Origin of the sequence: Roseomonas aerilata DSM 19363 (genome assembly GCF_000711725.1) — a bacterium.
Taxonomy (GTDB): Bacteria; Pseudomonadota; Alphaproteobacteria; order Acetobacterales; family Acetobacteraceae; genus Roseomonas; species Roseomonas aerilata.
Window position 1 is genome coordinate 166,363 of sequence record NZ_JONP01000007.1, and the last position, 24,833, is coordinate 191,195.

22 protein-coding genes are annotated in these 24,833 nt (G+C 70.8%); 12 read left to right on the forward strand and 10 right to left on the reverse strand.

Going from position 1 to position 24,833, the window contains the following annotated elements; all coding sequences use genetic code 11:
- Positions 1-26: 26 nt before the first annotated feature.
- The 3 genes from BO39_RS10375 (at position 27) to BO39_RS32535 (ending at position 4,195) form a co-directional block, all read left to right on the forward strand.
- Entirely contained in the window at positions 27-1,103 is a 1,077-nt protein-coding gene (locus BO39_RS10375) for an AI-2E family transporter (protein ID WP_043832934.1), read from the forward strand.
- 360 nt (positions 1,104-1,463) lie between these two features.
- Positions 1,464-3,221 carry a PAS-domain containing protein gene (locus BO39_RS10380; RefSeq protein ID WP_052401901.1) on the forward strand — a complete coding sequence of 586 codons (1,758 nt, stop codon included), beginning with the start codon at positions 1,464-1,466 and terminating at the stop codon, positions 3,219-3,221.
- Positions 3,222-3,298: 77 nt separating this feature from the next.
- On the forward strand, positions 3,299-4,195 hold the full coding sequence (locus BO39_RS32535; RefSeq protein ID WP_043832698.1) for a peptidoglycan-binding domain-containing protein: 897 nt from the start codon (positions 3,299-3,301) through the stop codon (positions 4,193-4,195).
- Positions 4,196-4,458: 263 nt separating this feature from the next.
- Here BO39_RS32535 and BO39_RS29825 read toward each other — a convergent pair whose 3' ends face one another.
- Together BO39_RS29825 and lysA are read right to left on the reverse strand one after the other, a co-directional pair.
- Positions 4,459-7,254 carry a DUF4175 domain-containing protein gene (locus tag BO39_RS29825; protein ID WP_052401902.1) on the reverse strand — a complete coding sequence of 932 codons (2,796 nt, stop codon included), beginning with the start codon at positions 7,252-7,254 and terminating at the stop codon, positions 4,459-4,461.
- The gene (gene lysA / locus BO39_RS10395) at positions 7,251-8,612 is read right to left on the reverse strand and encodes a diaminopimelate decarboxylase (RefSeq protein WP_043832699.1); all 1,362 of its coding nucleotides are present in this window, start codon (positions 8,610-8,612) and stop codon (positions 7,251-7,253) included. The genes BO39_RS29825 and lysA overlap by 4 nt, the downstream gene beginning before the upstream one ends.
- A 239-nt stretch (positions 8,613-8,851) precedes the next feature.
- On the opposite strand from lysA, the gene radC reads away from it, so the two are divergent.
- Positions 8,852-9,847, forward strand: coding sequence for a RadC family protein (gene radC / locus BO39_RS10400; RefSeq protein WP_342666319.1), 996 nt, complete (start codon positions 8,852-8,854; stop codon positions 9,845-9,847).
- 272 nt (positions 9,848-10,119) lie between these two features.
- Here radC and BO39_RS10405 read toward each other — a convergent pair whose 3' ends face one another.
- Together BO39_RS10405 and BO39_RS10410 are read right to left on the reverse strand one after the other, a co-directional pair.
- Positions 10,120-10,506 (reverse strand): Zn-ribbon domain-containing OB-fold protein, encoded by a 387-nt coding sequence (locus BO39_RS10405; RefSeq protein WP_043832942.1) that lies wholly within the window; start codon positions 10,504-10,506, stop codon positions 10,120-10,122.
- Positions 10,507-10,511: 5 nt separating this feature from the next.
- A complete protein-coding gene (locus BO39_RS10410; protein ID WP_043832701.1) occupies positions 10,512-11,684 on the reverse strand; it encodes a thiolase domain-containing protein in 1,173 nt (390 codons plus the stop codon).
- Positions 11,685-11,771: 87 nt separating this feature from the next.
- Between BO39_RS10410 and BO39_RS10415 the strand changes: the two genes are divergently transcribed.
- Positions 11,772-12,578, forward strand: coding sequence for an SDR family NAD(P)-dependent oxidoreductase (locus tag BO39_RS10415; protein ID WP_043832702.1), 807 nt, complete (start codon positions 11,772-11,774; stop codon positions 12,576-12,578).
- 203 nt (positions 12,579-12,781) lie between these two features.
- Here the strand turns inward: BO39_RS10415 and BO39_RS10420 are convergent, their stop codons facing one another.
- Positions 12,782-13,678 carry a LysR family transcriptional regulator gene (locus BO39_RS10420; protein ID WP_043832705.1) on the reverse strand — a complete coding sequence of 299 codons (897 nt, stop codon included), beginning with the start codon at positions 13,676-13,678 and terminating at the stop codon, positions 12,782-12,784.
- Between the two features lie 105 nt (positions 13,679-13,783).
- Here BO39_RS10420 and BO39_RS10425 point away from each other — a divergent pair, with 105 nt between their 5' ends.
- Together BO39_RS10425 and BO39_RS10430 are read left to right on the forward strand one after the other, a co-directional pair.
- Positions 13,784-14,461 carry a peroxiredoxin-like family protein gene (locus BO39_RS10425; RefSeq protein WP_043832707.1) on the forward strand — a complete coding sequence of 226 codons (678 nt, stop codon included), beginning with the start codon at positions 13,784-13,786 and terminating at the stop codon, positions 14,459-14,461.
- A 37-nt stretch (positions 14,462-14,498) separates the two neighbouring features.
- Entirely contained in the window at positions 14,499-15,167 is a 669-nt protein-coding gene (locus BO39_RS10430) for a glutathione S-transferase family protein (protein ID WP_043832709.1), read from the forward strand.
- Positions 15,168-15,452: 285 nt separating this feature from the next.
- Here BO39_RS10430 and BO39_RS10435 read toward each other — a convergent pair whose 3' ends face one another.
- Complete coding sequence (locus BO39_RS10435; RefSeq protein WP_245615085.1) at positions 15,453-16,835, reverse strand: MFS transporter; 1,383 nt, start codon at positions 16,833-16,835, stop codon at positions 15,453-15,455.
- Here BO39_RS10435 and BO39_RS10440 point away from each other — a divergent pair.
- Together BO39_RS10440 and BO39_RS10445 are read left to right on the forward strand one after the other, a co-directional pair.
- Complete coding sequence (locus BO39_RS10440) at positions 16,834-17,289, forward strand: winged helix-turn-helix transcriptional regulator (RefSeq protein WP_245615087.1); 456 nt, start codon at positions 16,834-16,836, stop codon at positions 17,287-17,289. The two genes, BO39_RS10435 and BO39_RS10440, sit on opposite strands and share 2 nt — an antisense overlap.
- Before the next feature lie 215 nt (positions 17,290-17,504).
- Positions 17,505-18,230: a class I SAM-dependent methyltransferase gene (locus tag BO39_RS10445; RefSeq protein ID WP_043832711.1), complete on the forward strand. Its 726-nt coding sequence runs from the start codon at positions 17,505-17,507 to the stop codon at positions 18,228-18,230.
- A gap of 272 nt (positions 18,231-18,502) precedes the next feature.
- Here BO39_RS10445 and cax read toward each other — a convergent pair whose 3' ends face one another.
- Complete coding sequence (cax, locus tag BO39_RS10450) at positions 18,503-19,573, reverse strand: calcium/proton exchanger (RefSeq protein WP_043832714.1); 1,071 nt, start codon at positions 19,571-19,573, stop codon at positions 18,503-18,505.
- 66 nt (positions 19,574-19,639) lie between these two features.
- On the reverse strand, positions 19,640-19,795 hold the full coding sequence (locus tag BO39_RS30980) for a DUF1674 domain-containing protein (RefSeq protein ID WP_084698014.1): 156 nt from the start codon (positions 19,793-19,795) through the stop codon (positions 19,640-19,642).
- A 43-nt stretch (positions 19,796-19,838) separates the two neighbouring features.
- Here BO39_RS30980 and htpX point away from each other — a divergent pair, with 43 nt between their 5' ends.
- Together htpX and BO39_RS10460 are read left to right on the forward strand one after the other, a co-directional pair.
- Positions 19,839-20,834 carry a zinc metalloprotease HtpX gene (gene htpX / locus BO39_RS10455; protein WP_084698015.1) on the forward strand — a complete coding sequence of 332 codons (996 nt, stop codon included), beginning with the start codon at positions 19,839-19,841 and terminating at the stop codon, positions 20,832-20,834.
- A gap of 29 nt (positions 20,835-20,863) precedes the next feature.
- Positions 20,864-21,583 (forward strand): haloacid dehalogenase type II, encoded by a 720-nt coding sequence (locus BO39_RS10460; RefSeq protein WP_043832716.1) that lies wholly within the window; start codon positions 20,864-20,866, stop codon positions 21,581-21,583.
- Here BO39_RS10460 and BO39_RS10465 read toward each other — a convergent pair.
- The gene (locus BO39_RS10465; protein WP_043832718.1) at positions 21,580-22,092 is read right to left on the reverse strand and encodes a hypothetical protein; all 513 of its coding nucleotides are present in this window, start codon (positions 22,090-22,092) and stop codon (positions 21,580-21,582) included. The two genes, BO39_RS10460 and BO39_RS10465, sit on opposite strands and share 4 nt — an antisense overlap.
- A 235-nt stretch (positions 22,093-22,327) precedes the next feature.
- On the opposite strand from BO39_RS10465, the gene BO39_RS10470 reads away from it, so the two are divergent.
- Entirely contained in the window at positions 22,328-23,560 is a 1,233-nt protein-coding gene (locus BO39_RS10470; RefSeq protein ID WP_043832719.1) for a YeeE/YedE family protein, read from the forward strand.
- A gap of 285 nt (positions 23,561-23,845) precedes the next feature.
- Here the strand turns inward: BO39_RS10470 and BO39_RS10475 are convergent, their stop codons facing one another.
- The gene (locus BO39_RS10475) at positions 23,846-24,802 is read right to left on the reverse strand and encodes a LysR family transcriptional regulator (RefSeq protein ID WP_052401903.1); all 957 of its coding nucleotides are present in this window, start codon (positions 24,800-24,802) and stop codon (positions 23,846-23,848) included.
- Positions 24,803-24,833 lie beyond the last annotated feature (31 nt).

Sequence of the window (24,833 nt, forward strand, 5' to 3'; positions counted from 1 at the left end):
GGGGCGGGTGCGGCATGGTGCGCTCCATGGAACGCCCCGTCCTGCCCCCAGCTCCCTCCGCCCGGCTCCAGCTCGCGGTGCGGGCGGCGCTCCTCCTCGGGCTGGTACTGCTCGGGGCGTGGATCATCCGGGGCTTCCTCCCCGCCCTCGGCTGGGCGGTGGTCCTCGCGATCGCGACCTGGCCACTCGTCCAGCGCCTGCAGGCGCGACGGGCGGCGCCCTCCGGCGTGCTGGTGCCGGCGCTCGCAACGGTGGCGCTGGCTCTCGTCTTCCTTCTCCCCCTCGGCCTCGTCGCGGTGGAGTTGGGGGAGGAGGCGCGCGTTGCCCTGCACTGGCTGGCGCAGGCGCGGACCCACGGCGCCGCCCTGCCCGCCTGGCTTCCCACCCTTCCCCTCATCGGCCCCCAGGCCGCGGAATGGTGGACGCAGGCGCTCTCGGCGCCCGGGGCCGCCGCGGGCTTCCTCCACCGGCTGAGCCAGGGGGAGCTGATCGGCCTCGGGCGCAGCTTTGGGGGCGCGCTGGCCCACCGCGCGGTGCTCTTCGGCTTCACCCTGCTCGCCCTTTTCTTCCTCTTCCGCGACGGTGAGACCCTGGCCGCCCAGGCGCAGCGCGTGGCCGACCGCCTGCTGGGCCCGGGCTACGAGCGGCTCGGGCGGCAGGCGGTGGCCTCGGTGCGCGGCACGGTCAGCGGCCTCGTGCTGGTGGGCCTGGCGGAGGGCGTGCTGCTCGGCATCGCCTATGCCGTGGCGGGCGTTCCCCACCCCGTGATGTTCGCGGCGCTGACGGCGGTCGCGGCGATGGTGCCCTTCGCCGCCCCCCTCGTCTTCGGCGCCGCGGCGCTGGTCCTTCTCTCCGCGGGCGCCCTGGCGGCGGCGGCGGGGGTCTTCGTCTTCGGCATGGTCGTGCTGTTCCTGGCCGACCACCTGGTGCGCCCGGCGCTCATCGGCGGTGCGACTCGACTGCCCTTCCTCTGGGTCCTGCTTGGGATCCTCGGCGGGGTGGAGAGCCTCGGGCTGCTCGGCCTTTTCCTTGGGCCGGCCGTCATGGCGGTGCTGGTGATGCTCTGGCGGGACGCCGCCGGCATGGAGCCTCCGTCCGCCTGAAAGTCCTTCCGCCCTGCCGGGGCAGATCCGGTGGGTCCGGCGCTGGGCGACCGCCCAAAGCGGTTCACGATGACGGACCAGGGCTGGCCAACCTCGGGCAGGGTCAGCCGTTTACGCCCGGATCTTCGAATCACCGCTGAGGATTCTTTTTCGAAGTACTCGGCGTTGATTGTCAGGCGGTCCGTGTCTCGGAAGGGGAGATTTTGCTGCGATGCGGAGAAAAAGCGTGCGGATTCTCAACGAATCGTGCTGATAACAAAACTTATCCTATGTCGTTGTGGTCCCGTATCCCGTTCCTAGCTTCCACTGGAGGCTGATCGAAACATTCGTGAAACGCCCAGCCCGGAGAAGGAAAAAGCTGTGCCTGGATGGAGGCGAGCAGGCATCGATCTACTCTCCGCGGCCGGCCGGCGCTTGCGGCACGGGGGGCGCCGCCCACCGAGCAATGGCAATGGCAACGGTGCCGATGCCGTTCCCTCCGTCGTTGTCACGCCCGTCGTGGCGGCCTCCACGGGGCCGGCCGCATCCGCTGTCTCGGACAGCACCCGGGCCGACCGCTTCGCCGCGCTGCTCTCCGGCATGACGGACGGCGTGATGATGATGGACGCCGATCTCCATCTGCTGGAGTGGAACGCGCGCTTCCCCGACTGCACGGGCGTCCCGCCGGAGCAGCTGCACGTCGGCATGTCGATGGAGGAGATCCTCCGTGCCCAAGCCATCGCCGGCGAGTTCGGCGAGGTGGACATCGAGACGGAGGTTGCCCGGCGGCTGGAGCAGATCCGCCGCGGCCTCAGCCTCGGCACTGTCGAGCGGCGGCGGCCCAACGGGCAGGTGCTGGAACTCCGGCGCAACCGCCTGGCCGATGGCGGCTATGTCACCCTCTACACCGACATCACCGCACGCCGACAGGCCGAGGACCAGCTTCACCAGACGCAGAAGATGGAGGCGGTCGGCCACCTGACGGGCGGCGTCGCGCACGACTTCAACAACCTGCTGATGGTCATCCTCGGCAACCTCGACCGGGCGGAGCGCTCGCTGAAGGAGCTCGACCTCGACCGCGCCGGGCGCAGCATCGAGCAGGCGCGCAGCGGGGCCAAGCGCGCCGCCCTCCTTACCCAGCGCCTCCTCGCCTTCTCCCGCCAGCAGCTGCGCGAGCCGCGCCCGGTGGACCCCAACGCCATCGTCCTCGGCATGGCCGACCTCATCCGCCAGTCCTCCGCCAGCGCCCTTGCGGTGGACTTCTCCCTCGTCGACTGCCCCTGGATCGTGCTCGCCGATCCCAACCAGTTCGAGATCGCGCTGCTGAACCTCGTCATCAACGCGCGCGACGCCATGGCCGATGGCGGCTCCGTCCGGATCGAGACCGCTCGGGCGACGCGCGGCGATTCCGGCCTGCCGGACCCGCTGCCGATTGCCGGGCAGGAGTTCATGCGGATCACGGTGCGCGACACCGGCAGCGGCATGTCGCCCGAGGTGGTGGCCCGCGCCTTCGAGCCCTTCTTCACCACCAAGCCCGCGGGCAAGGGAACCGGCCTCGGCCTCTACCAGGTGGTCGAGTTCGCCACCCATGCCGGCGGCTACGTGGCGATCGACAGCCATCCCGGCACCGGCACCGCCGTCACGATCATCCTGCCCCGCCTGCAGGTCAGCGAAACGGCCGGCAAGCCCGTGGCGCAGGCCTCGGACCCCTGCATCGGCCACGGCGAGACGGTCCTGGTGGTGGAGGACCAGCCGGAGATCCTCGCCTGCACGGCCGAGGGACTCCAGTCGCTCGGCTACCACGTCATCGGAGCGAAGGACGCCTCCGGTGCGCTCACCGCCCTCGAGAACAATCCTGGCGTGGCGCTGCTGTTCACGGATATGGGCCTTGCGGGCATCTCGGGCCACCAGCTGACGGAGGAGGTGGCCCGCCGCTGGCCAAGCCTGCCCATCCTCGCGACCTCCGGCGGGCCGGCCGCCCTGAGCCCGGAGGAGGGCGCGCCCTCGCGCGAGATCGCCCTCATCGAGAAACCCTATGCTGTGCCCAGGCTCGCCGAGGCGATCCGCGCCATCCTGGACGCGCGCCTGGCCGTGCCGGGCGCGGACCTGCCGGACACGCCCGCCGCCCCCGGCACCTGACCGGCCGCGCCCGCGGGCAACGGCCACGCCCCGCGGCCGTTCGTCCCCCGCGCCAGGCCTGGCGCCCGGGAGGACCGATGGAGCGACTGGACGCCTTCGCGCGCGACGGGAAGGAGCCGCTGATCGCGGCCCTCCTCGTCAAGGACGATACCCTGGTCTCGGAACTCCAGGCGCGCCTCTCGGCTGCAGGCCTGCTCGACCCGCCAGGGGACGGCTTCCTTGGACCGGCGACCCAATGGGCGCTGATGGAGTTCTGCCGCCTCTCGGGCCTCGACTACGAGGGCGCGCTCTCTCCCGAGGCGGCGCGTGCCCTCCTCGCGGCGCCCGAGGTGCTGCCGCTGCATCCTGGCCCCGACCTCGCCGGCCGCATTGCCGCCGCCCTCCTCCGCCGCGGCGACTGGATCTGCCGCCACCCGGACTGCACCAACATCGTCTACGTCGAAGGGCTCGACACCGGGGGCCGCCGTACCCCGCGCCGCCCCGACCACTTCGACGACCTGCGCCTGCTGCTGCGCGTCGCCCCCGGCGGCCGCCCGGAGATCGCCGGCGCCTGGACCGCCACCACCGCCCCCGGCCGCCCCGCCGTCGAGGAACCCGCCGAACCCGCCGGGGCCCCGCGGCTGCGCCACGGCCAGCATCGCGCCTGGGTCGTCGGCCGCACCGCCATCGGGACGCCCCAGGAACAGGAAGCCCTGGTGCAACTGACACCCCTGCCCGTAACCCGGGACGCCAACCGTGACTTTCACCGCGCGGACGACCCGGAGGGCGAGGAGTTGCTCATCATCGACCAGCACGGCGGCCTCGGCGCACCGAGGGACGAAGTGGGCGGCGCCGGCGCCGGCTGCCTCGTCGGCCGCGAACAGGACGGGCACCGCGCCTTCATGGCCGCTCTGCGCGCGGACCCACGCTGGACGGTCAACAACGCCCATGTCTTCACGACCTCGGTCCTCGGGGTGGACGAAGTCCTAGGGTAAGGGGGCGGCCCCCCTGGAGAGGGCTCCGCCCTCTCCGAACCTCACCCGCCAAGGGCCTGAGGCCCTTGGATCCCCGTCTGGCTTTCGCGGATGCGATAAGGGGGGCCGGTTCTTTTTGGGCGCCTTTCCTGGGCGTGCAGTCGCCTCGGGTCCATGACCCGAGGCGCACCGGCCGCAGAGCATTTCAGACAGATAGAAAAAGATGAGTGGGGGTCCGGGGGAGAGAATTCCTTCTCTCCCCCGGCGTCACCCGCACCGCCTGCTCAGAACAACCGCAGCAACCGGTCGATATAATCCAGTTCAGCCGTCGGCCGTTCCCGTTCCGCGTGGCGCCGCCGCAGTTCCTCCTGCAGCCGCCGGGTGCGGAGCATTTCGGCCTCTTCCGGCACGCGGGTATCGCCGCCCTCTTCGGAGGTTCCGGTTCCTTCCCGCAGGCGCCGGCCCAGCGGGTCGCGTCCTTCGCCGTTCTGGGCCATCCTGTCCTGGCCTTCGCCCCCCTGCTCGGAGCCGTCGGCCATGGCGTCGCCCTGGCCTTCCCCTTCGCCCTCGCCTTCTTCCTCGCCGGGCTGGGGGCGATCGGGGCGGCCGAACTGGCGTTGCATGCGCTGCGCCATCTGCCGCCCGCCCTCGGAGAGCTCGCGAATCGCCCGTTCCTGGTGCGGGCGCGGGTCGGCGCCGCTGCCCAGGGCCTCGGCGCTGTCGCGCATCGCCTGGTCGGCGCGGCCGAGCGGGGCCGGCACGTCCCCGGTCAGGTCGCCCTGCTGCTGCATCAGCTCGCCGAGCGCGCGGCGGAGCGCCCGCTGGACCCGGGCATCCGCCGTCGTCTCGGGCGGCGCGGGCTGCGCCTGGGGCTCGGGCGGGAGGCCGCGGTTCCAGGGATAGGACTGGCGGCGCTCCCGCTCGCGCCGCGCGGACTCGGCCTCGCCGCGGCGGTGGGCGCCGTCCAGCAGGCCGGACTCGCGGCGCACCATGTCCTGGATCACGCCCATCTGCTGCTGGCCGCGCTCGCGCCGCTGCCGGCGTTCCTCGCGCCGGTTCTCGGCCATCTGGCCGTTCTCGAGGTCCTCCAGCATCTTCTCGAGCTCGGCCAACTCGCGCTCGGCGTCCTCGGGGCGATCCTCGCGGTTCCTCTCGCGCATGCGGTCGGTGCGACGCTCGGCCTCGCGGCGCTCCTGCGGGCGCGCCTGGGGCGGGGGGCCTTCGGGCGGCGTCTCGCCGCTGTCGCGCTGGATCCGCTCCGCCAGGGCGTCCAGGTGCCGCCGCACGGCCTCGCGCAGCTCCTGGATGCGGCGGTCCGTCTCCGTCCGGGCGGCGTCGCGCTGGGCTTCGCGCTGCTGCTGCTCGGTCTGGCGCTGCTGCTGCTCGGGGTTGGCGGCGGTCTGGTTGTTCTCGCCGGGGGGCTGGGCCTGATCGGCCTCGCGCGGCGGCGGCTCCCCGTTCTGGCGAGCCTCTTGCTCGCGGCGCTGCTCGGCCTCCTGGCGGTCCGCTTCGCGCTGCCGCTCCTCGGCGCGTTCGCGCTCCTGCTGCTGCCGTTCGCGCAAGGCCTCGCGCAGGCGCTCCCGTGTCTCGGCCAGGGCGCGGGCGGTGCGGTCGGCGCGGCCCTCCTCGAGGGCGAGGGCGGTCTCCCACATCGTCTGCTGCACCTCGCCCACCGCCTCCGGGCGCGTATCGCTCTCCAGCCGCGTCCGGGCGGAGCGGAGCGCGAGCGCCGTCGCGGTGTCGTTCTCGAAGGCCTCGGGCTGGCCCGCCAGCCGCTCCAGCCCCTCCATCGCGGGCCGCCGCTGGCTGGGATCGAGCGAGAGGCCCTTGCGCAGGAGGATCAGCCCGCGCGCGATCGGGTGGTTGAAGCTCCGCTCCGGCAGGGTCAGCGCTGCCTCGTCGGAGCGTCCCTCCTGCCCCGCGCCGTCCCGCGCCAGCAAGGACACGCGCACCGGCAGGCCCGCCCAGGGATGGGCTGAAAGATCGGGCTGCGCCACCCCGCGCGGCGCCTTGGGCTGGCCGGGCGGCAGGGGCAGGTCGATGGCCAGCGGCGGCGCGTCGGGGCGCGCGGCAAGGCGGAGTTCGGCCGCCGCGCTCGCAACGCCCCAGTCATCCTCGGCGCGCCAGGGCAGGCGCGTGGCAAGCCCCCGTGCGGCCTGCGCGGGCGGCTCGGCGAAGGCAATGCGCGGCGGGGCGTCGGCCTGCACCGCGAGCGACCAGGCGGCCACGTCCCGCCCGCCCTGCCGCACGATGAGCTGCCCCCCGGCATCGAGCACCATCTCCGCGCTGTGGCTGCCGGGGCCGAGCGCCTGGAAGGCGGCCGCCGGCGAACCGTCCCGCAGCAGTTCCGGCGCGCCGCTGCCGCCCGAGAGCGCCACCCGCAGCCGGCTGCCCGCCGGTACCATCACGCTTCCGCCGGCAGGGTCGAGGAAGACCGGCGCCGCACCCGTATAGGCCGGCGGCGTCACCCAGGCCTCGAGCTGCGCGGAAAGGCCCGGCGCGGCCGGTGCCGCCGCCGGCCACAGGGCGCGGCGCAGCCGCTCCGGCGCTTCCGCTCCCGCGACGACGAGGGAGGCGACCAGCGCAACCGCCAGCCCCGCCCGCAGCGCGCGGGGGTCACGGGCCGGCAGCCCCGGCCGCGGCAGCCCCGCCCGGAGTGCACGGACCCGCGCCGCCTCCCGTGCCTGGTGCAGCCGCCACAGCGCGAGGGAGGTGGCATCGCCCCCCGCCGGCCGGTCGTGCAGCGCGGCCAGCGGCCGGTGCGGCAGGCCCGAGGCCCGCTCCAGCCGCCGGTCGGCCGCCGGCTCGTCCGGCAGCGAGAGGCCGCGGAGCCCGTGCAGCACCGCCACCACCAGCATCCCGGTGAGCACCCCCAGCAGCAGGAGGTGCGGCAGCGGGTGCAGGAGAAGGAACACCCCCGAGAGGGCGAGGACGAGAAAGACCCCGAGCACCCCCAGCACCGGCCAGAGCCGTGGCCAGAGGGCTTCCCAGAACAGCGCCGCCCGGGCCCTGGCGCGCAGCCGGCCGAGCCGGCGCAGGGCCGGCCCGCTTCCCGCCGCGCCGGGCCCGGGACCCGTCACGCAGCGGCCTCGAGCGATGCCCCGAGCCAGTCCGGCAGGATCTGGCCGGCCAGCAGCGCCTCGTGCGACTGCCGCGGCCGCGTCACCGCCCAGCGGTGCCCATCCACCATCACCTCCGCCGCCAGCGGGCGCGCGTTGTAGGTGGACGACATGGTGGCCCCGTAGGCGCCGGCATCCAGGAAGGCGACCAGCGCCCCCGGCGGCAGGTCCGGCAGGGGGCGGCCGCGCGCGAAGGTGTCGCCGGTCTCGCAGACCGGCCCCACCACGTCGGCCGGGGAGAGCGGCGCGTGAAGCGCGTCCGGCGCCAGCGGCAGGATGCCGTGCCAGGCCTCGTACATGGCCGGGCGGACAAGGTCGTTCATCGCGGCGTCCAGCACGACGAAGCGCCGGTTCTGCCCGCGCTTCTGCAGCACGACGGAGGCGAGCAGCACCCCCGCCGGCCCCGCGATCCAGCGCCCGGGCTCCAGCATCACCGGCAGGCCCAGCGGGCCGAGCGTCGCGCCGATGGCGCCGGCCAGGGCGGCGGGGGGCGGTGCGATCTCGTCGCGGTAGGGGATGCCGAGGCCACCGCCGCAGTCCAGCCGCTCGATCGGCAGCCCGCGCGCCAGCAGCGCCCGCGCGAGGTCCGCGACGCGCGCATAGGCGGCGCGATAGGCCGCCATCCCCTCGGTGATCTGGCTGCCGATATGCACGGCCAGCCCCGTGGGCCGGATGCCCGGCAGGGAGGCCATGCGGGCATAGAGCGCCGGTGCATCCCCGTAGGCGATACCGAACTTGTTCTCGGCCAGCCCTGTCGAGATCTTCGCGTGGGTGCGGGCGTCCACGTCCGGGTTGATGCGCAGCGATACCGGCGCCTCGCGCCCCGTGGCGGCCGCCACCTCGGCGATGCGCTCCACCTCCTCCGCGCTCTCGGCATTGATCTGGAGGATGCCCTCCTCCAGTGCCAGCGCGATCTCCCGGTGCGTCTTGCCGACGCCGGAGAAGACGATGCGGGAGGCCGGGATACCGGCGGCCCGCGCCGCGCGAAGCTCGCCCTCGCTCACCACATCCGCCCCGGCGCCCTCGTCGCCGAGGACGCGCAGCACGGCGAGGCTGTCATTCGCCTTTGCCGCGAAGTGGATGGAGGCCGTGAGCCCGGCATCGCGCAGCGCGTCGCGAAGGGCGGCGTGGCGGCGGCGGAGGGTGGCGGCGGAATAGACCCAGGTCGGCGTGCCGACCTCGCGGGCGATGTTCACGAGCGGCACGTCGTCCATCACCAGCCCGTCCAGCACATGGGCGCGCAGGTGGGGCCGCTGGGCAAGCAGGTCGGCGAAATCCGGGTCGGGCGTGTCGTGCGGGGAAGAGAGTGGGGAAGCCATCCCCCTATTTTGGGGACGGCAGGGCGACTCGGGAAGCGTTACTTGCCGGGCCTTTTCCACGCCCTCCACCAACCCCCTCCTCCCGACCAAGGCTGTGGACTGGCCGCAACCGGTTGCGCCCTTCTGCCCGAACGCCTCGTGAACACGCCAGATACCGCCTTGAACACAACTTTCGGTGGAGAAATGATACGGAACCGTCACCAGGAAGGTGACGGGGCGACCAGGACGGGACCAGCGCCATGTGGCTCGGCAGGATCTTCGGCGGCAAGGCCAGGCGGGCGGCCCCTCCCCCCGCCTATGCCGAGGCGCAGGTTTCCTCCCGCCGCCGGGGTTTCGCCGAGAACCTCTCCGGCCGCGCCTTCGGCCATGACCCCGCCGACGAGTTCGGCCCCGCCCCGCGCTTCCCCTTCGCGGGCGACACCGCCCCGGGCGCGACCATCGCGGCCGAGGCCCCCCGGCCCCGCGGCAGGCCCCGGCGCGAGCGGGATGCCGCCCCGCCTGCCATCGTGCCCGAGGACGCCGCGCCCTTCCCCGGCACGCCCGTCCCGGGCCCCCCTTTTCCCAGCACCGGCCCGCAGGGCCATCGCGGCCGGATGCGCGTGAAGCTCCTCGAACGCGGGCCGGACGCCCTCGCCGATTACGAGCTGCTGGAAATGCTTCTCTTCTTCGCCTTCAAGACCGGCGACACGAAGCCGCTCGCGAAGTCCCTCATCAACCACTACGGCAGCTTCGCCGCCGTCCTCGCCGCCCCGCAGGCGGAGCTGATGGCAACCCGCGGCCTCGGCGAGCACAGCGTCGCCGCCCTCAAACTCGTCCAGGCCTCCGCGCTGCGCCTGGCCAAGGCCGAGGTGATGGAGATGCCGGTGCTCAACAACTGGGACCGGCTGATCACCTACCTCAACGCCGCCCTCTCGCGCGAGAAGATCGAGCAGTTCCGCATCCTCTTCCTCGACAGCAAGAACCGCCTCATCGCAGACGAGGCGCAGGCGAAGGGCACGGTGAACCACACGCCCGTCTACCCGCGCGAGGTCATCCGCCGCGCCCTCGAGCTGCACGCGACGGCCCTCATCCTCGTGCACAACCACCCCAGCGGCGACCCGACCCCGAGCCGCGCCGACATCGACATGACGAAGGAAATCCGCACGGCCGGCGAGGTCTTCTCCGTCGTGGTCCACGACCACCTCATTATCGGCAAAGGCCGCCACCTCTCCTTCCGGCGGGAAGGGCTGCTTTAAGCGGGTTCCGCGCTGCGGCCGCCAGAGAGGGCTCCTCCCTCTCCGGCACCTCTCCCGCCAAGGGCCTGAGGCCCTTGGATCCCCATCTGGCTGGCGCGGATGCGGTGATCGGGGCCAGTCCCTTCTCGGCGCCTTTCCTGCCCGTGCAGTCGCCTCGAGTCAGTGACCCAAGGCGCACCGGCCGCAGAAACCTCCCCATTCGAGGAAAAAGATGATGGTGAGGGGTCCGGGGAGAGGAAGAATTCCTTCTTCCTCTCCCCGGCGTCACCGCCTCAGGCAGGGGTGAACACAGGAAGCGGCTGCCCGCCTTCGGTTTCGATGAAGGTCAGCCGCAGGGTTTGCCCGATGCGGAGAGCCGCGAAGTCGCAGTCCACGATGTTGGTGAGGACGCGCGGCCCTTCCTCGAGTTCGGCGTAGGCGACGACGTAGGGGGTTTTCGCGCGCGTGATGCTGAAGGTGTAGAGCGTGGCGCGGCCGCTGGCGGGGACGAGTTCGACCGCGCCCTCGTCGTCGAAGGGGCAGACGGGGCGGGGCGGGTAGTGGACCCTGCCAGTTTTCGTGTTGCGGCCGATCAGGAGTTGGCCGTTCCACGCCCCTTCCCAGAAGGCGAGGGTGGAGGGATCGGGCGTGGGGCTGGGTGGGATGCGGGCCTCGCTCATGGGGTTCACTCCCGTTCCAGGATGAGGGTGGCGCTGCCGTGGCGGGTGCCGATGGTGCCGCCGGTGCCGTGGGCGAGGGCCAGGGCGAGGTTGGGCACCTGCACGGCCGGGTGCGCCTCGCCGCGGAGCTGGCGGACGGCCTCGATCACCTTTGTCATGCCGCCGCGGTTGGCGGGGTGGTTGTTGCAGAGGCCGCCGCCGTCGGTGTTGAAGGGCAGCTTGCCGACGCCGGAGATGAGGTTGCCGTCGGCGACGAAGCGGCCGCCCTGTCCCTTCTCGCAGAAGCCGAGGTCTTCCAGCTGGAGGAGCACGGTGATGGTGAAGCTGTCGTAGATGCTGGCGTAGCCGATGTCGGCGGGGGTGACGCCGGCTTCCTCGAAGGCGCGGGGGCCGGAGAAGCGGGCGCCGGTGTAGGTGAGGTCGAGCTGGCCGCCCATCTGGTGCTTCACCGCCTCGCCCGCGCCGCGGAGGGTGACGACGGGGCGGTTAAGGGAGCGGGCGATCTCCGGGCGCGTGACGACGAGGGCGCCGCCGCCGTCGCTGATGACGCAGCAGTCCAGCCGGTGCAGCGGGTCGGCGACGAGGGGGGAGTTCACCACCTCCTCCACCGTCACGACCTTGCGGAGCATGGCGTGCTCGTTGTGCTGGGCGTGGTGGGAGGCGGCGACCTTGATCCAGGCAAGCTGCTCGGAGGTCGTTCCGAACTCGTGCATGTGTCGCCTGGCGCAGAGGGCGTAGAGGTTCGCGACGGTGATGCCGTAGGGATACTCGAACTGCACGTCGGGCTGCGCCGGGCTGCCGGCGCGGGGCGTGGTGCCGGTGGCGACGCCTTCCGAGCGCGGGCGGCCGGCGAGCGTGATGAGGGCGATGTTGCAGCGGCCCAGCGCGATGGCCTCGGCGGCATGGGCGACGTGCAGGAGGTAGGAGCTACCGCCGATGTCGGTGCTGTCCAGGTGGCGCAGGCGGTTGAGGCCGAGATAGTCGGCCATGCTCAGCGGACCCATGCCGGGGGCGTCGCCGGCGCAGAAATAGCCGTCCACGTCGGCGCGGGTGAGGCCGGCGTCCCGCAGGGCGCCGATCGCGACCTCCGCGTGGAGCTGGGCGGTGCTCTTGTCCTCGGCCTCTCGCGTCGGGTGCTCGTAGGCGCCCGCGATGCAGGCCACTCCTCTCAGGCTCAAGCGCGTTCCTCCTCTGGCGGTCCTGCGGCAGACTGGCCGTGGCATGGAGGCGGGCACAAGCCCGCGCCGGTGATTAAGGGGGAAGGGATGGGTTTCGGCGATCCGGGAGCGGGCAACCTCTTCGACCTCACGGGCCAGGTCGCGGTCGTCACGGGCGGCTCGCGCGGGATCGGGCGGGCGATCGCGCTTCGCATGGCCGGGCACGGGGCGCGCGTCGTCGTCTCCTCCCGCAAGGTCGAGGCCTGCCAGGCGGTGGTGGAGGAGATCGTGGCGGCCGGCGGCGAGGCCGTCGCGCAGGCCTGCAACATCGGCCGCAAGGAGGACCTGCGCGCGCTGGTGGAGGCGGCGCTCTCGCGCTGGGGCCGGATCGACACGGCCGTGTGCAATGCGGCGGTGAACCCGCATTTCGGCCCCTCCGCCACCCTGCCGGACGAGGCCTTCGACAAGATCATGGCCTCCAACGTGCGCTCCAACCTCTGGCTCGCGAACATGGTGGCGCCGGGGATGGCGGAGCGGGGCGGGGGGAGCATCGTCGTCGTCTCCTCCATCGCGGGGCTGCGCGGCTCGCCGGTGCTCGGGGCCTACGGGATCTCGAAGGCGGCGGACATGCAGCTCGTTCGGAACCTCGCGGTGGAGTGGGGGCCGCGGAACATCCGGGCGAACTGCATCGCGCCCGGGCTGGTGCGGACCGATTTCGCGCGGGCGCTGTGGGAGGATCCGGCGATGCTGCGCAAGCGCACGCGGGACACGCCGCTCCAGCGCATCGGCGAGCCCGATGAGATCGCAGGGGCGGCGGTGTTCCTTGCCTCGGCGGCGGGGCGGTTCATGACGGGACAGACGATGGTGATCGACGGCGGCGTGCTCGCGGGGTCGCCCTCGGTGGGGGAGGAGTAGGGGGTGCCACGGGCTTGGCCACCGCAAGCGGCCCCGCGTGGCGGCGGCCCGAATGGCCAGGTTTGGCCGGCAGCGGCAGTTCCGCTTTGGCAGCGATGATGATGAATAGCGGCCATTCGGTTTCCTTGCCGTTGAGCAGCAGCCGATCACACATCTCGAGCAGGGTCGGCGAGAGGTGGTCCCTCGCCTCCCCCCGGTGCTGATCAGCTCGCAGCGGCGAGCGACGCTCCGAGGTGATCCACGATCGCCCGGACCTTCGCCGATGGCCTTGGGCCTGCCGGAAAGACGGCATAGACCTCCGCGGGGTCCAGCCGGTACGGTTCAAGCAGCTGTGTAAGCTGGCCGGCGCGCAACTCCTCGCCCGCCATCACGCGAGTTCCTAGCGAGATTCCCAGACCCGCCACTGTGGCTGCCAGAACTCCTGGGGCTGAGTTGATCCAAAGTCTAGCGTGGACATCGACGGAGGTGATGGTCTTGTTACGCCTGAAGCGCCAACTCTCGCCGCCGAACGAGCCATGCTGAACGATACAGTCGTGATTGGCGAGGTCGGCCGGAGTAGCCGGCGCGCCATGGGCGGACAGGTAGGCTGGCGCCGCGACGACCAGTCGCTCGACCGACGCGAGCTTCCGGGCACCGAAAGACGAGTCATCCAGTGCCCCGACGTTGATGCGGATGGCGAAATCGACACCGTCAGTGACCAGATTCTGGCGCGCGTCGCTCATGGCCAGCTCGACCCTCAGGTCGGGATGTCGGGCCAGGAAGGGCGCCAGCGCAGGTATGATCGCGCGAGTGCCATACATCAGCGGCATCGCGAGACGAACCACGCCGTGCAGCGAGTCCACGCCCCGGGTTGCCTGCTCAGCCTCCTCCATCTCCGCAAGGAGGCGTCTCGCGCGCTCAAGATAGAGCGCGCCGGCGTCGGTCAGCGAGATGCTTCGGGTGGTGCGCAGCAGCAGTATCGTGCCCAACCGAGCCTCCAGCGTGCCGATGATACGCGTCACCGAAGGTTGCGAGAGTTTCAGCTCGCGCCCTGCCCGCGAAAGGCTGCCACTTTCCGCCACGCGGACGAACACGGTCATTTCCTGCCAGCGGTCGCTCATTCGAGATCCGGATAAATGTTCCTCTTATTGAATGGATACATCGCAGTCCGCTGATCACCTAATTTCCGGCTCACGGTGCCTTCGCCGCGAACATGGAGATGCGAAATGAAGCTCCAGGACAAGCTCGACGCGATGCGCGCAGATTTCGAGAACGGACGCTTTCCGCTGGTGCCCACCCGAGCCCAGCTCGACACGATGCAGCGCGCGACCCAGTCGCTGATCGATAGCCGGCAGGCCGACAGGGCTCTCAAGGCCGGGGACAAGGCGCCCGAGTTCACGCTCCGGGACGCGGAAGGCGCAACCGTGAGCTCGCGGGAGTTGCTCGCACGGGGGCCGCTGGTCGCGACCTTCTATCGCGGCGTCTGGTGCCCATACTGCAACTTCGATCTGCAGGCGCTGGAGGAGGTACGGCCCGAGATCGAGGCGCGCGGAGCCAGCCTGGTCGCGATCTCGCCGCAGACGCCGGCGAACAGCCGCAAGTCGCAGCGCGACAACAAGCTCAACTTCCCAATCCTCAGCGATGCCGGCGCGGCTGTCACCGCCGAGTTCGGCCTGCGCTTCTCGTTGCCGGAGGATCTGATCCAGGTCTACAAGCAGTTCGGCAACGACCTGGCGAAGATCAACGACAACCCGTCCTGGGTGCTGCCGATGCCGGCGCGCTACGTGATCGGGACCGAGGGCGTGATCGCCTATGCCGAGGTCAACCCCGACTACACCCGGCGCCCCGACCCGTCCGAACTGCTGCCGGTGCTCGATCGGCTGCGTGCCGGCGTCCCGGCCTGACCACTCACACCATCAACCAAGGTGGGGACTACTTACAATGGCTATCAAGATCTACGGCGACCCCGGTTCGGGCAGCCGGCGCCGCGTCACAGCAGCAGCGGCCGTCATGGGCATCGACATCGAGATCGTGAACATCGACCTCTTCAAGGGGGAGAGCCACACGCCCGAGTTCCTGGAGCTGAACCCGCACGGCCTGTCGCCCGTCATGGTCGACGGCGACTTCGTCCTCTACGAGTCCGCCGCGATCAATCTCTACCTTGCCGAGAAAGCGGGAAGCGATCTGGCGGGCCGCACGACCCGCGAGCGGTTCGAGATCCTCCAGTGGATGTTCTGGTCGGGCGAGCAGTGGCGCGTCTTCGCGACGCTCACCTTCGATGAGGTCCTTGCCAAGCGCTTCATGAACCAGCCTGCCGACGAGACCATCGTGAAGCTGGCGGCCGACAAGCTCCGGGCGGCTGCTGCCGTGCTGGACGCGCACCTCGCGAAGCACAGCTACATCGTCGGCGATCGACTGACGCTGGCTGACTTCGACATCGCCGGTCCATTCTCGCAGAACGAGCGGACGAAGATCCCGCTGAACGAGTTCCCCAACCTGGTCGCCTGGCAGCAGCGCCTGCTGGACACGGTGCCCGGTTGGGCTGCCACGAAGCGCGAGGTCGATGAACGCATCGACGGTGCGCTCGAAACGGCCGGCATCAAGCTCTGAGAACATGGTGCCGGTGTCCCCAGGGGCGACCGCCGCCTGGTCAGGAAGGCGGCCCCATGAGGATCGATTTGAGCGGCCACATGGCCATCGTGACAACTTCTGGCTAGATCGCACTCGTCCACCTTGAGCGTCACTTCCGCTTCGGAGCAGGCGATCTCATAACCCCGACGGCTGATCTGGGCGCTTTGCGGAAGGGCAGGAACTGGCCGATAGCGGAACGGCGGCTCTCGGCAGGCCGACATGCCGAAGCGGACGTGCTCGCCGCCTCACAGCATGGCTGTGCCGCTAGTGCGGGAGCACTTCGACCTCATGTGCGTGGCGACGCCGGGATGTAAGGATCCAGAGGAGAACTGCGCCGGAACTCAAGGCCGCACCCAGCGAGCAAACGCCCAGCCAGCCCGCCTGCGCGTAAGCGGCCGTCGAGGCGATCGCGCCGCTGGCGCTGCCCAGGGAGTAGAAGACCATGTACAGCCCGATGAGCCGCCCGGCCGCCTCGGGCCGCTGGGACATCAGCAGACTCTGGTTCGTGACATGCACCGCCTGGACGGCAAGGTCGAGGAGGACCACCCCACCCACCAGCCAGGCCAGCGAGATCGGCAGCATCGCGAGAAGAAGCCAGGACAGCAGCATGAGGCCGAGGGCAAGACCTGTGACCGTGGTCCCGAGCCCCCGGTCAGCCAGCCGCCCCGCTCCGCCCGCGGCCAGGGCGCCGACCACCCCCGCGAGCCCGAGAAGGCCCACCTGAGCATGCGAGAGCATGAAAGGTTCTCGGCCCAGCGGCAGGGCCACGGCAGTCCAGAGGCTGCTGAACGTCGCGAAGATCAGGAACGCGAAACCCGCCCGTAAGTGGAGATCCCTATCCTGCCACAGCACCTTCGCCATGGAACGGAGCAACCCTGCATAGGTGATCGGGGCTGTCTTCTTCGGCTGCTGCGGCAGGGAGCGGAACAGCAGCGCGGCCATGGCCACCATGGCGCCTGCGGAGGTGAAGTAAACGGCACGCCAACCCGCCACGTCAGCGATGAAGCCCGCGAGAACCCTCGCCGTAAGAATTCCTGTCACCACACCGCTGGTGACCAGCCCGAGTGCGCGACCACGCTGCTCCGGCGCCGCGAGAGATGCGGCCAAGGCGACAAGAACCTGAACGACGACGGCCAGCAGGCCGACCATTCCCGTCGCAACGAGAAACAGCGTCCGGGTGCCCGCGAAGCCCGCCACCAGGAGAGCCGCGGCCGAGAGAGTGAACTGCCAGAGAGCAAGGCTCCGTCGGCTGAGCATGTCGCCAAGTGGCACGATGAACACCAGGCCAAATCCATAGCCGACCTGTGTGATCGTTCCGATGATCCCGACATTCCCGAGCGGGATTCCGAGCCCGGTCGCGATGGTCTCCAGAAGCGGCTGCGCATTGTAGACATTGCCGACCGCTAGGCCGCAGGCGGCTGCCAGAAGGAGGGTCAATCGCGGCGACAGGCCGGGAGCGCGAGGCTCTTTCGCGGGTTTGCGCAGGTCCGTCGCGTTGGGTGCCTGCGCCGTTTTCTCGCCGTCCAAGACAACGCCTCCAATTCTGGTCTTATGATGAGACCAGATGACAGGCGGCTTATCCAGTCCTATTATGAGACCAGATGTGGCCATGGGCGGTGGAACCTGAATGGTGAAGCGGGTGAGCATGAGCGACGCGGAATGCCCGGTGGCGCGGGCCTTGGATGCCATCGGTGACTGGTGGTCGCTGCTGATCGTCCGCGATGCCTTTGATGGTGCCCGGCGGTTCAGCGAGTTCCAGAAGGGTTTGGGGATCGCCAAAGGCATCCTCAGCGGACGCCTCCGGCATTTGGTGACCATCGGTGTGCTGGAGCAGGTTCCTGCTTCGGACAGCAGCGCCTACGGGGAGTATGTACTGACCGAGAAGGGGCGCTCGCTCTTCCTGGTGATCGTAGCTCTGCGTCAGTGGGGTGAGGCGAACCTCTTCGCACCTGGCGAGCGGCATTCGACGCTTGTGGAAGCCGACGGCCTCACGCCGGTGACGCCCATCGAACTCCGTTCATCCGCCGGACAGAAGCTGGATCCGCGTAACACAAGAGTCAGAAAAGTGGGCCAGTCCCTGGAACGGCAGTGCCCGCCGTGAGCCCGCGCGGCTTTGATCAGCCCTGGACATCAGGCGCAGAGCCGCATGCCTGACCACGACATCGTCAGGTGCATAGAATCGTCAGGTGCATAGAAAGGCTTCAATCCAAAAGTTCGCGCAACCGCTGTCGATCGATGCGGCCCTTCGAACTGGGCGACACTGAGCTTCCTCTGCCGAAGCGGGGATGCAAATGGGTTTGGGAGGAACCTGCTTCGATGTCTGCATCGTCTACCTCTGTTCAGAAGTTCGACCTGGCACGGGCTAACGAGTACCAGGCCCAGAGCCGAATTGCCTTGGCGGGGTACGACGCCTGCCATGAACTGGCCGCTTGCATGCTCACGGCGATGCTCGGCGCCGGAAGCACGGCTCGCGTCCTTGTTGTCGGCGCGGGAGGAGGTGCGCAGGAGATTGTCACCGCGGGCCTGTTGGAGCCGAACTGGCGCTTTACAGCCGTGGACCCCTCAGCACCGATGATGGACATCGCGCTCGCAAATCTGGAGCAGAAGGGGCTGGTCGCGCGGACTGATATCCATCTCGGCTACGTCGATGGCCTCCCGCCGGATCAGCTTTTCGACGCGGCAACCCTGATCGGGGTGCTCCATCATCAGCCAGGCGGGGAAGCGAAGCGCCAACTCCTGCGATCCATCGCAAGCCGCCTCAAGCCGGGCGCTCCGCTGATTCTGGCAGGAAACCGCTACGCCTACGCGAGTCAGCCGCTGCTCCTGGTCGCCTGGGGTGAACGCTGGCGCATGCAGGGTGCGACAGCCGAGGAGGTGCAGGCCAAGCTCGGCAAGATCCTCGAGGGGGCCGATCCTCCTGCCTCCGAGGAAGTTGTTGCCGAACTTCTGGCTGATGCAGGTTTCGAACGGCCGACCTGGTTCTTTTCGAGCTTGTTCTGGGGAGCATGCTTGGCGAAGCGCGCCAGTGACCATCTAGCCTAGCTCCAAAGGCGGGCTCACCGCGCCTGTATTGGCTTGCTCACTCTTTGACCTGCCGTAGCCCCGCCACGGGTGCTACCGCAACAGGCGGCACGGAGCGGCCCATGTCTGCTTTCCGGGAAGCCAAAACGACGTCTGGATGACCGAGTTGGGCGCTTGGTTGCCCTCGAAGGGCTGTGCGCCCCTGTCTGCTTTCCACCTGGCGCAGTGGTGCGCGTCTTGGATCGTCAGAACCGGAAAGGAGAGCCGCAGGACCTTTGAGGGAGGCGGCCCGGTCAGGCCGGCCCGACGAAGAAGAAGCCGATGGCGAGCATGAGGTAGACGCCGACGAGGACCAGCCCCTCGAACCAGGTCGATTCCCCGTCCGCCGCGACGGCGCGCACGACGAAGGCAGCGCCGGCGATGGCGAAGAGGTCGAGCGGGCTGGTGAAGACGAGGGTCATCGGCGTGCCGAGGAACCAGGAGATGATGACGAGCAGCGGCGCGAGCACGAGCGCGACCTGGATGGCCGAGCCGATGCAGATGCTGAAGGCGAGGCTCATGCGATCCTGGCGGGCGAAGACCACCGCCGCGAAGAGATCTGCCGCCGTGCCGACGACGGCGAGCAGGATCACGCCGAGGAAGACGGTGGAGAGGCCGAGGGTCCTCGCCGTGGCCTCCAGCGCGCCCGAGACCAGCTCCGCCTCCCAGGCGATCATGGCCGTGCCCGCGACCATGACGGCGAGGGAGCGCGCCACGCTCCAAGGGGTGCCGCCCTCGCCGCCTTCCTCATCGCGCGAGAAGACGTTGCGGTGGGTGACGAGGGTGTAGACGAGGTTGGCGGCGTAGAGCACGAGCAGCACGGCCGAAATGCCGAGGCTCACCTCCTCGTCCGTGATCTGCGCTGCGCGGGGCGATACCGTCGTGCGCTCCGTCAGGTCGAAGACCGCGGGGAGGAGCAGTGCGATCATCAGCAGCGTGAGAAGGGTGGAGAGGAGGCCGGCATTGGCGCGGTTGAAGCATTGCCGGTCCCGCCCCAGCCCGCCGACGAGCATGGCGAGGCCGAGGCCGAGCAGGGTGGTCGCGAGGATCGAGCCCGTCATCTGCGCCTGCACGACGGCGACCTGGCCGCTGGTGAGCACGAAGAGGGCGAGGATGAGTTCCGCGACGCTGCCGAAGCTGACGTTCAGCAGGCCGCCGATGGCGGGGCCGGCATGGGCGGCCAGCCCCTCCGTGCCGCGCCGGACCCAGTCCGCGAGGACCGCGACCGCCGCCGCGCCGGTGAGGAAGATCCATACGGGACCGGCGCCCAGGGTTTCCATCCCGAGCGAGAGCGGCACCAGCAGGAGCGGAAGGTAGCGCAGCATCGGTCCCCGCCCTGTCCGGCCAGGGGAGGAACCGCCCGGGGCGGCGATGGTTTGGTGGGCGGGCCCTTAGAAATCCGTCGCGCGGCCCTTCTGCTCCCAGTCGCCGAAGCGCGTCGGCTCCGGTCCCTTGGGGCCGCCGATCTCGGGCGGCAGCGGGGGCGTCGCGGGCTTGGGGGGCGCCGGCGGGGCGGGCGGGGTCTTGGTATCGTCTGTCTCGGCCATGCTCCCCAGATAGGGATGACTGGCAAAGGAGGAACAGGGTCCCGTGTCCGGTTACGCGCGCACCGCCTTGCTGATGGCGGGTCTCACCGCCCTTTTCGCGGGGCTTGGGTACCTGCTGGGCGGCCAGCAGGGGATGGTGATCGCCTTCCTGATGGCGGCTGGGATGAACGTCTTCTCCTGGTGGAACTCGGACCGCATGGTGCTGCGCATGCACGACGCGCAGCCGATCGGGCCGGGAGACAACCCGCGCCTCTATCAGCTCGTCGCGGGGCTGGCGGCGCGGGCGGGGCTGCCGATGCCCGCGCTGTATCTCATCCACGAGGACCAGCCGAACGCCTTCGCCACCGGCCGCTCCCCCGAGCGCGCGGCGGTCGCGGTGACGGCGGGGCTGCTGTCGATGATGCCGGAGGAGGAGGTGGCGGGGGTGATCGCGCACGAGCTGGCGCATATCCGCAACCGCGACACGCTGATCATGACGGTGGCGGCGAGCCTGGCGGGCGCGATCGGGATGGTCGCGCAGTTCGGCGGGCTGTTCGGGCGGCGGGACCGGAACAACCCGCTGGGCGGGATCGGGGTGCTGCTGGCGATCATCGTGGCGCCGCTGGTGGCGATGATCGTGCAGATGGCCGTCAGCCGCGCGCGCGAGTACGAGGCGGACCGGCTGGGGGCGGAGATCGCGGGGCATCCGCGGGGGCTGGCGAATGCGCTCCAGCGGCTGGAGGCCGGGCGGCACGCCATTCCCAACGCGTCCGCGGAGGCGAACCCGGCGACGGCGTCGCTGTTCATCGTGAACCCGCTCTCGGGCGCGGGGGTGGACAGCCTTTTCTCCACCCATCCAAGCACGGAGAACCGGGTGCGGGCGCTGATGGAAATGGCGGGGGGGATGCCGTTGCGGGGATCCGGCGCGGCGGGCCCCGGTGCCTGGACCGGCCCCTCGTCCGGTCCCTCGTCCGGTCCCTCGTCCGGTCCCTGGGGTGGCCCGCCGCGGGGGTCGGCCGGGCGGCCCTGGCAGCGTGGCCGGCGCGGGCCCTGGGCCTGACCTTCCAACCCTGAACCCTGGAGAACCCCATGGCCCTGGACGGCGTGCGCGCCATTGTTTTCGACGTGTTCGGCACGGTGGTGGACTGGCGGAGCGGCGTCGCGCGGGAGGCGGCGCCCTTCCTCGCCCGCCACGGCGCCTCGGCCGATCCGTCGGCCTTTGCCGATGCCTGGCGCCGCCGCTACCAGCCGGCCATGGAGGCAGTGCGGAGCGGCGCCCGGCCCTTCACGCGGCTCGACACCCTGCACCGGGAGAACCTGGAGGCGGTGCTGCCCGAATTCGGCATCGACCCCGCGCGGGTGGAGCCGACCGAGCTGGACGCGCTGAACCTCTCCTGGCACCGGCTGGACCCCTGGCCGGATTCGGTGGCCGGGCTTACGCGGCTGCGAGCGCGCTACATCATTGCGCCGCTCTCGAACGGCAACATCGTGCTCATGATCGACATGGCCAAGCGCGCCGGCCTGCCCTGGGACGCGATCCTGGGGGCGGAGGTGGTGCGGGCCTACAAGCCGGCGCCGGAGGCCTATCTGCGCACCGCCGAGGTGCTGGCGATGCGGCCGGAGGAGGTCTGCCTCGTCGCCGCGCACAATGACGACCTGGCAGCGGCGCGGCGCTGCGGGCTGCGCACCGCCTTCGTGCCCCGCCCGACGGAGCACGGGCCGGGGCAGACGAAGGATCTTCTCCCCGCGCAGGAGTGGGACGTGGTGGCGGCGGATTTCGGCGATCTGGCCTCGCTGCTGGGGCTTTAAGAGGGCGCGGAGGCCGCCGCGGCCTGGCGCAGCTTCTCGAGCGATTGCAGCGCGCCTCGGGCGGACTCCACGGCCTGCGGTGCCTCGACGTGCTGCGGCCCGAGTTCGGAGAAGCGTGCGCGCATGTCGCGCATGGTCTGGTCGTAGTCGGCGTTGCCGTTGAAGCCGCGGGGCGCGCGCTGGGCGATCTGCCAGCTCTCCCGCACCTTCTGCATGAGGTGGATCATCCCGGGCGAGGTGGCACCGGGCTGGGTGGAGCGTCCGCCGCCGCTCTCGGCGCGCGAGATCTCCTCGCGGAGGTCAACGATGCCGCGGTCAAGCATGCCGAGATAGGTCGGCATGTCCGGCGCCTGGGGCGTGGGCGTCACCGGGTTCGCGTCGCGCGCCGATGGGGTGGTGGCGGCCGGCGGCGTGCCGGCGGTGCCGGCCTGGGCATGGGCGTCCGTTGCGGCGAAGGGGGCGAGGCCGAGCGCCAGGGCGGTTGCGAAAAGGCGTGGGGTGGCGCGCATCGGTGGCCTCCGTGGTCGGGTCCGTTCCGAACGCCCGGTCCGTGGCCGCAGTTTCGTTTTGCGGAACGCAGGGCGCGCCCGCCTTTCCGGAAGGGGGCATGCGGCTGGAAGGGGCGGGCAACCGTGGGATGCAGGGAATGCATCCTTCGGTATCGTGAATTTACGAAGCCTCTTCACCAATTCACGGAAACAGAACGCGCTGCCCTTTTCCGTCGCCGCGCCGGGAGACCCGCCCATGTCCGCCTCAACCTTCGTCGAAGCACCGCCGCTGCCGCGCCCGCCGGGGGTGCAGGCCACCGCCGCCATGGGGGCGGGCGCGCTGCTGCTGGCCGGGGCGGCGCTGCTGGCGCAGGGGGTCGGGCCCCGGCAGGCCGCGCTCTACCTGCTGGGCGCGATGCTCGGGCTGGTGCTCTATCACGCCTCCTTCGGCTTCACCTCCGCCTGGCGGGTCTTCATCGCGGACGGCCGGGGCGCGGGGCTGCGGGCGCAGATGGTGATGCTGGCGATCGCGGTGCTGCTGTTCTTTCCCGTGCTCGCCTCCGGCACGCTGTTCGGGCAGCCGGTGCAGGGGCTGGTGGCGCCGGTGGGCGTTTCGGTCGTGTTCGGCGCCTTCGTCTTCGGCATCGGGATGCAGCTCGGCGGCGGCTGCGCCTCGGGCACGCTCTACACGGCCGGCGGCGGCTCGGTGCGGATGGTGCTGACGCTGCTCGCCTTCGTGGTCGGCTCGACCTTCGGGGCGGCGCATCTTCACTGGTGGGCGTCGCTGCCGCACCTGCCGCCGATCTCGGTGATCACCGCCTGGGGCGTCGGGCCGGCGCTTGCGGTGAACCTAGCGCTCTTCGCGCTCATCGCCGGGATCACGGTGGTGGTGGAGCGGCGGCGGCACGGGCGGCTGGTGCCGGGCACGCCCGCCGTGCGCTCGGGCCTGCCGCGGGTGCTGCGCGGGCCCTGGCCGATGGTGGCCGGTGCCGTGGCGCTGGCCGTGCTCAACTTCGCGACGCTTGCCCTGGCGGGGCGGCCCTGGGGCATCACCTCGGCCTTCGCGCTCTGGGGTTCCAAGGCGGCGATGGCGATGGGCTTCGACGTGGCGAGCTGGGCCTTCTGGTCGAGCCCGGCCCAGGCGGCGGCGCTGCAAGGCAGCGTGCTGGCCGACGTCACCTCGGTGATGGACTTCGGCATCATCGTGGGTGCGCTGCTGGCCGCGGCGCTGGCCGGCCGCTACGCGCCGAAGTTCCGCATCCCGCTGCGCTCGGCGATCGCCGCGGTGGTGGGCGGGATCATGCTCGGCTACGGCTCGCGCCTCGCCTATGGCTGCAATATCGGGGCGTATTTCTCCGGCATCGCCTCCGGCAGCCTGCACGGCTGGGCCTGGATGGCGGCGGCCTTCGTGGGCAACGTGCTCGGGACGGGGCTGCGGCCGCTGTTCGGGATGGAAGTGGAGCGGGTGCCGCGCCAGACGGGGTGCTGATGGTTCTACCCGGTCTGACGGGTCGTGCCGTTCTGATGGGGGACTGCGTCGGTAACGCCAGAGAGGGCTCTGCCCTCTCCGGACCTCTTCCGCCAAGGGCCTGAGGCCCTTGGATCCCCTTCTGGCTGTCGCGGAACCTTCTTAAACGTGAGGTCGCCTCGGGTCATCGACCCGAGGCGCACCGGCCGCCAAGTATCTCAAACAGATAGAAAAAGATGATGGTGAGGGGTCTGGGGAGAGGAAGAATTCCTTCTTCCTCTGCCCAGGGCCACCAGCGCCGCCTGATCAGGCCGTCGCCCGTTCCTCCTTGCGTCCCTCCGCCGGGCAGTCCGCCACCACTTCCCGCGCGAGGGCGAGGAGCAGGCGGCGGAGCCAGGCGTGGCCCTGGTCCGCCTCGAAGCGGCGGTGGAAGATCATCGACAGGCGCATGTGCTTTGTCTCGACGGGCACCGGGCGCAGTTCCAGCCCGTGCACCGCCGAAAGTTGGCGGGCGAGGCGGGAGGAGAGGGTCATGATCATGTCCGTGCCGAGGAGGATTTCCGGCACGGCCGAGAGGTGCGCCACCACGGCGCCGAGCCGGCGGGCGTGGCCGGTTTCCTGGAGCACCCGGTCCATGGCGCCATCGCGCGAGCCGTTGGGCGAGTGGAGGAGGTGGGGGAAGGCGACGTAGCGCTCCACCGTCAGCGGCCCGTCCAGCAGCGGGTGGCCGGGGCGGGCGAGGATCATGAAGGCCTCCGGCAGCAGGCGCAGGCGCGTGTAGAGCGCGGTGGGCTCCGACAGCATGGCGATGGCGAGCTGCGCCTCGCCCGATTCCAGCAGGTCGTGGGCGTTGGTGCGGTCGGCGTGGCGGATGGCGACGAGGATGCCCGGCGCTTCGACCGCAAGGCGGGCGAAGAGGGGCGGGGCGAGCACGGCCTCGGCGTATTCCGAGAGGGCGATGGTGAAAACGCGGTCGCTCGTCGCGGGGTCGAAGGGGGCGGTGGCCGCGAGGGTTTCCTGCAGCCGGTCGAGCATCTCCTCCACCGGGTGCATGAGGGAGAGGGCGAGGCTGGTGGGCACCACGCCCTGCGGCGCGCGGAGGAAGAGTTCGTCGCCCAGGGCCGCGCGCAGCCGGTTGAGCGCGTTGGAGACGGCGGGCTGGGAGAGGTTCAGCCGCGCCGCCGCGCGCGTCACGTGGCGTTCCCGCGCGACGGCGTCGAAGACGCGGAGAAGGTTCAGGTCGAAGGCGGAGAGGTCCTTCACGACGCGGGCCCCTCGGGGACGCGGCGGGGAT